The organism is Flavihumibacter sp. CACIAM 22H1, from assembly GCF_001601815.1.
Lineage (GTDB): Bacteria > Bacteroidota > Bacteroidia > Chitinophagales > Chitinophagaceae > Flavihumibacter.
Map to the genome: position 1 here is coordinate 19,748 of NZ_LUKG01000003.1, position 5,556 is coordinate 25,303.

Below are 5,556 nucleotides of genomic sequence, written 5' to 3' on the forward strand. Positions count from 1 at the left end.
TTAATTGATCGCTGAAGTTTTCATAGCCTTGTGCCAGGGGATACTCTTTTCCGTCTTCCAAAAAAACAATCCTGTCGAATCCATTTTCATCAAGCCTTTCGAGGTTGAGCTGCTGCATTAAGCCGAGGTAGTTAAATACCTGGTAAAGCGTTTGTCCTTTTGCTAATCCGCCGATATAATGCACACCGCTATCAAAAAGTTTTTTATTTCTTGAAAAGGTTTGCAGGCTGCCACCGAACTGCCGGTTTTTTTCCAGCACTGCTACTTTATGGCCTTCTTTTCCAAGGATTGCTGCGCAGAGAAGACCTCCCAGTCCGCCCCCTATAATTACTATATCGTACTCACGCAACATGGGCTACTGTAGACTTGTTTAGAACAAAAACAATATTCGAAGTATGTTTAGAGGAATCAATTTCGCGGCATTCAAATCCTTTTTCTGCCGCTATTTCACGGATTGTAGTAGCCGATAAAAAAGACAGGCCTTCTTTACTGGTTTTATTAAATCCAAAAATAGTGGTTGAGAAAAATTCGGATAATAGGGTTCCTTTGTGGCGGTCGCTGATTTCTGCATTTCCTTCCCGGATAATCAGTTTACCCCCCTCCTTAAGGTGATCCATTGAATTTCGTATCAGGGCCTGTTGATCTGCTGGCGTCAGGTAATGCAACACATCGCAAATGAGGATGGCATCATACACCTGCATGTCAAATTGCAAGGCATTACCGGAAACAAACTGCAGCTCATTACCCCGGCTAAAACAGTGTTGCGCTGTACTCGATTTTTCTTCATCATAATCAATGGCAGTAATATGCCGTTCTTTTGAGCGGAAGTGCAACATCATAGCCATAAATCCATACCCGCATCCGATATCCAGTATTTTCCCCGAGCGAGGTACCAACTGGTCGAACAGGGCATAATTTTTTTCCAGCCCTGTTTTGATCCGCATGTACCATTCCAGTACAGGTCCTTTATAGATATAATTGTATTTCAATTGTTCTCTAAACCAATCCACGGTTTCGTATTGATATGTTCGGTCAGCGTACCACTCTTTGAAAAGCCTGCTTAGTTTTTTGGCTTTTTCTGCGTACCCGTTGCCATAGCTTTGATCTGTAGCCTGAATGCGGGGCAATATATCAATGGTAATGGTTCCATCTTTCAGAATAAAATCCCCCTTGCTCATGGTATAGCCTGTTCCGTGTAATACAACCGGCAGCAGGTCAATACCAAGTTCTTCGGCCAAATAAAAGGCACCTTTGTGAAAACGTTTCAAAGTGCCGTCATACGACCGGGTGCCCTCCGGAAACACGGCTATAGAATACCCGTTTTTTACCCGTTCGCGCAGCGCATCGATATTAGTTTCCACGCCTTTGTTAACCGGGAAATAATCCGCCATTTTCACGACAAATCCAAAAATAGGCGAGTTCCATACCCAGTCGTTCGTAAGCAGGATAATTTTTGGATTTAACTGTACGATCGACAGGATGTCCAGAAAAGACTGGTGATTACTTATAATAACTGCAGGCTTTGAAAAATCTTCCCCTCCCGGGTTCTGTATCCGCTTGGTTACATTGCGCATGATGTACATCAGGCTCCAGGTGAATTTACACAACAGCCAATGAAACCAATACTTTGCTTTTTCGCCAGCAAAAGGGTTTAACTTAAGCAGTAGTATACCTGTGATCGTTAGAATAATGGATCCGGTTACAAAATAAAGAAAAGCAAAAACTGATTTTACCAGGCTCCAGCAGGTTAAAGGCTGTTTTCCATTTTTTATGCGTCGGCTAATCAGTAAATTAAAAAGAAAGGGAATCATTACCTGCGAAATCAATACCACGCAAAGAATTCCAAGGATGGCTATCAGTGCAATGCTTTTCAGAGAAGGGTGTTCTGCAAATATGAGCACCCCCAGCCCGGTAACGGTGGTAATGGCGGATAAAAAAATGGAGGATCGAAAGGAGCTTAGGTTTTTCTTGCCATTTTTATAGTATTGCAATAATCCATCCAGGGTAAATAAACTGTAATCATCGCCCAAACCGAATATCAGTGCAGATATTATTATGTTGACAATATTAAACTTGATACCTAACAGGCCCATAATGCCAAGAATCCAGATCCAGGTAATCAGCATCGGAATAAAGGCGATCAGTGTCAATTCAATACGGCCGAAAGAAATCAGGAGTACGATGAAAACGATAGCGGCCACCATCCAGCTGATGCTGTTGAAATCTGTCCGGATCATATCCACCAGTTTACCTGTCACATACTGCATATCCAATACCGTGGTTCTCCTATCTTTATCAAATTCGGTATAGAGAACGGTTTTGTCTTCAGGAGCAGTTTTCACCAATGTAAGAACCTTGGTAGCAGCATTACCTTTCAGAATATAGGCTTCCAGTAAATCGGGCGAAAGTGCAATTGCAGCTGAATCTGTCAGTGGCTGGTACTCATTCTGCAACAGGGTCTTTACCGATTGCATCAATTGCGGGCTAAATCCTACCAGGGCGCCTTCTCTATCCACCTTTTCTAATACGGCTGCCTTGCGCTCGGGTGTCCAAAACTGTTTCCAGCGGTTCAGTCGCTCGTTTTGCAGCGAATCTGAAATAAGTATGGAAGAAAGTCCGGAATATTTTTTTACTACCCCGGTTTCGCCGAGTTCGTGCAGGCGCTGAACAATTTTTTCGTTCTGCCTCAGTGCTGCTTGCAAGTCGGATCCGGCGGAAACAATATAAACAGATTGTAATGCAAACGCATTGAGCCGATTAACTTCCTGTTCCGCTTTCCGAAGTTTCTCGGGCATAAAATTCATCTTATTCATGTCGGGTTCAAATCCGACCTTATGAATAAAAAAAGCAAAAAAAACCGTTAGGATAAGTATCAGTACTACCAGTTTTTTATTGGATTCAAGGCGGTAGGAAGCAAGGCGGTCAATCCAACCGCGTTGGTTGCTTGTTTTGTTGGAAGTAGCTTGTACTGCAATCAGCTGGGGCAAAAAAATAAGAGAGGAAAGAGATGCTCCTAACAAACTAATGGCAGCAAATACCCCCAGGTCGCGCAGCATTTCTGATTGAACCAATTGCAGGCAAAGAAATCCACCAATTGTGGTAATACTGCCAATTGTCATAGGATGTGCCAGGTCTCGAAGAACCTGCTCCATATCGGGCTGGTGCCGGTAGTGGTTGAATACATGGAGCGAATAATTCACTGCAATACCCAGGATAATAGACCCGGTGGCAAGTGCAATAACGGAGATAGATCCTTTGGTAAGAGCCAGTACAGCAAGTGCCAGCAAAGAACCCATAATAGCCGGTACCAATATCAGTACAGGTGCAAAAAAACGGCGGAAATAGAGGGCCAGAAAAAGCACCAGCACCAACAAGGTAATGCCCTGGGTAAGCAGGGTATCTTTCCTGAGTTGAACGGCATTTCCAACGGCCACGGCGGTACCTCCGAAATAGGTGACGCTATAGTTGGGATATCGGGTGGAAAATTCTGCCAGGAGCTGATCCAGTTTTTCCAGGAAAACAGCATTCTCGGCCGTATTATTCTTGGGGTAAACAGGCGTTATAAAAAGGATAAGTTGTTTACCATCACGGGTAAGAATATGGTTGTCGTAGAGTTCAAATTGCTGGTCGTATTGAAGCAGTTGCAATTTTTTCAGGGCGGGCGTGGCAATACCAGCCGGATCTCTGGCAATAAACTGTTTAAATGCCAGTCCGGCTGGGGAACGTAAGGTAGCGTAATTCCGTTCCAGGGTCTCTTTCAGTTTTCCGGGCAACAGGAGTGAGTCCAGGCTTGCGTAATCGCGTTCTTCGAGAAAAATTGGCAGGTGTTCATGAACCGCATCAAAAAGCTGAAGGGTGGTTTCTTCTTTTACGCCATTTGCCAGTTCTTTAATATAGGGGTTAAGCCGTATGGAAATGGAATCGGCCAGTTCATCGGCCCTGCGAACCAGTGAATCAGGATCGGGGGCTTCGTTACCGGTGGTGCCAACCGTTAGCAGCATTCTGTCCAGCAGCTTGGATTGCTGGAAAATTTCATTAAGCGCGCTGGTTTTTTCATCGCGCGGAATAATGCTGGTGATATCTTCTTCCAGCCTTATGCGCATTGCCAGGGAGGCGGTTATACCGATAAAAGCCAGGAAAAAAATCCAGAATATGCTCCGGTTTTTTCTGAAAAATCGATCAATCTGCACAAAGGGGTTATCCATACAAGGCCTATAAAACCGGACCGGTTTTTTTGTTCATCAATTTCATAAAAATATAGGAGATGAGCCCTATTAAGCAACCTGCGCCAACTGCCAGCGTAAAACTTCCGGTAATATATTGTTGCAGGTTTACTTTAATGGAATCAAGACTGAGTTCACCCGGCAGGGGAACTGCAGTTGCCTGTTCGCCCATCCAGGGAGCGCCGGCCAAAAAACTCCCATACAAAATAAAGGGAATCATGGGAGGAATGCTGATATTGGCTGCGGTAATTACCAGGGCTTTATTGAGTTTAAGCAGTACTGATAAGAAAATAGCCACAATCAGCTGAAACCCCCAAATCGGCACAATTCCCATAAATACGCCAAATCCGATGGAAGTGGCTTTTCTTTCCGGGGAATGATCCGATTCAAGTAATTCATTCAGCAGTGCTTTACGCTTTTCCCTGCTGAATAAGGAGCGAAAAAAAATTCCTGGGTTTGATATACAGGAAAGCGATAAAAAACAATACGGTATTTAAAACGCTGATCCTGGAAAAATCCCGAAATGGCCGAAAATGAGAAATCCTTTCTTCAGCTGGTGGATAATACACGCTGATGGGCACGAAAGCTACCTGCAACCCCTTCCAAACGGAACGTACCAGAACTTCCACCTCAAACTCATACTTACGGGTATAAAAGCGGATATTTTCCATTGCTTTGACCGGATAGAGCCTGTAACCGCTTTGGGTATCAGGCGCTTTCTGGCCGGTATACAACCAAAACCAGAAATTGGAGAACCGGTTGCCAAAACTGCTTTTCCCCGGCACATTTTCCTGCTGCAGGTTTCTGGCGCCTACCACAATGGTATTAGGGTGTTTATCAATGCAGTTCAACAAGGCCGGCAGGTCCTTGGCAAAATGCTGTCCGTCCGCATCCATGGTGATAACGTATTCATAACCAAGAGCCCGGGCTTTTTCAAATCCTTTTCGTAAGGCCCAGCCCTTGCCCTGGTTCTGCTTATAGCTAATCAGCTGAATCTGTGGAAACTCTGCAAGAACGGTGGGGGTATTATCTGTAGAACCATCGTTCACCACCAATATCGAATGGGTAAAACAAAGCACATCCCGCAGTACGCCGGCCAAGCTACCTGCATTATTGTAAGTAGGTAGGAGTACGGCAGCTTTGCGTTGTTCAAATGCTGTCTGGTATGATGAATTTTCGTTCATGTACGGCTTGCCGGTCAATTTCAACCCGCAAGTAACGAAAAAATCAGTCCACTTTCAGGCTCCTTATCGGGTTTTGAAGCGCCGCTTTGATGGATTGGTAACTAACCGTCAGTAGAGCGATTCCAATAACCAGGGCAGCACCGAGGCTA

Annotated in this window: 4 protein-coding genes; all 4 read right to left on the bottom strand. The window is 44.6% G+C overall.

Features of this window, described 5'->3' with window-relative positions; genetic code table 11:
* On the bottom strand, positions 1 to 352 hold a 352-nt coding region (locus A1D16_RS01405; RefSeq protein WP_290707020.1), incomplete at its 3' end, for an FAD-dependent oxidoreductase.
* Complete coding sequence (locus A1D16_RS01410; RefSeq protein WP_290707021.1) at positions 342 to 4,205, bottom strand: trifunctional MMPL family transporter/lysophospholipid acyltransferase/class I SAM-dependent methyltransferase; 3,864 nt, start codon at positions 4,203 to 4,205, stop codon at positions 342 to 344. The genes A1D16_RS01410 and A1D16_RS01405, both read right to left, overlap by 11 nt.
* Positions 4,206 to 4,212: 7 nt before the next feature.
* Entirely contained in the window at positions 4,213 to 4,716 is a 504-nt protein-coding gene (locus A1D16_RS01415) for a DUF2062 domain-containing protein (RefSeq protein WP_366206317.1), read from the bottom strand.
* A complete protein-coding gene (locus tag A1D16_RS01420; RefSeq protein ID WP_290707023.1) occupies positions 4,634 to 5,407 on the bottom strand; it encodes a glycosyltransferase family 2 protein in 774 nt (257 codons plus the stop codon). The genes A1D16_RS01415 and A1D16_RS01420 overlap by 83 nt, the downstream gene beginning before the upstream one ends.
* Positions 5,408 to 5,556 lie beyond the last annotated feature (149 nt).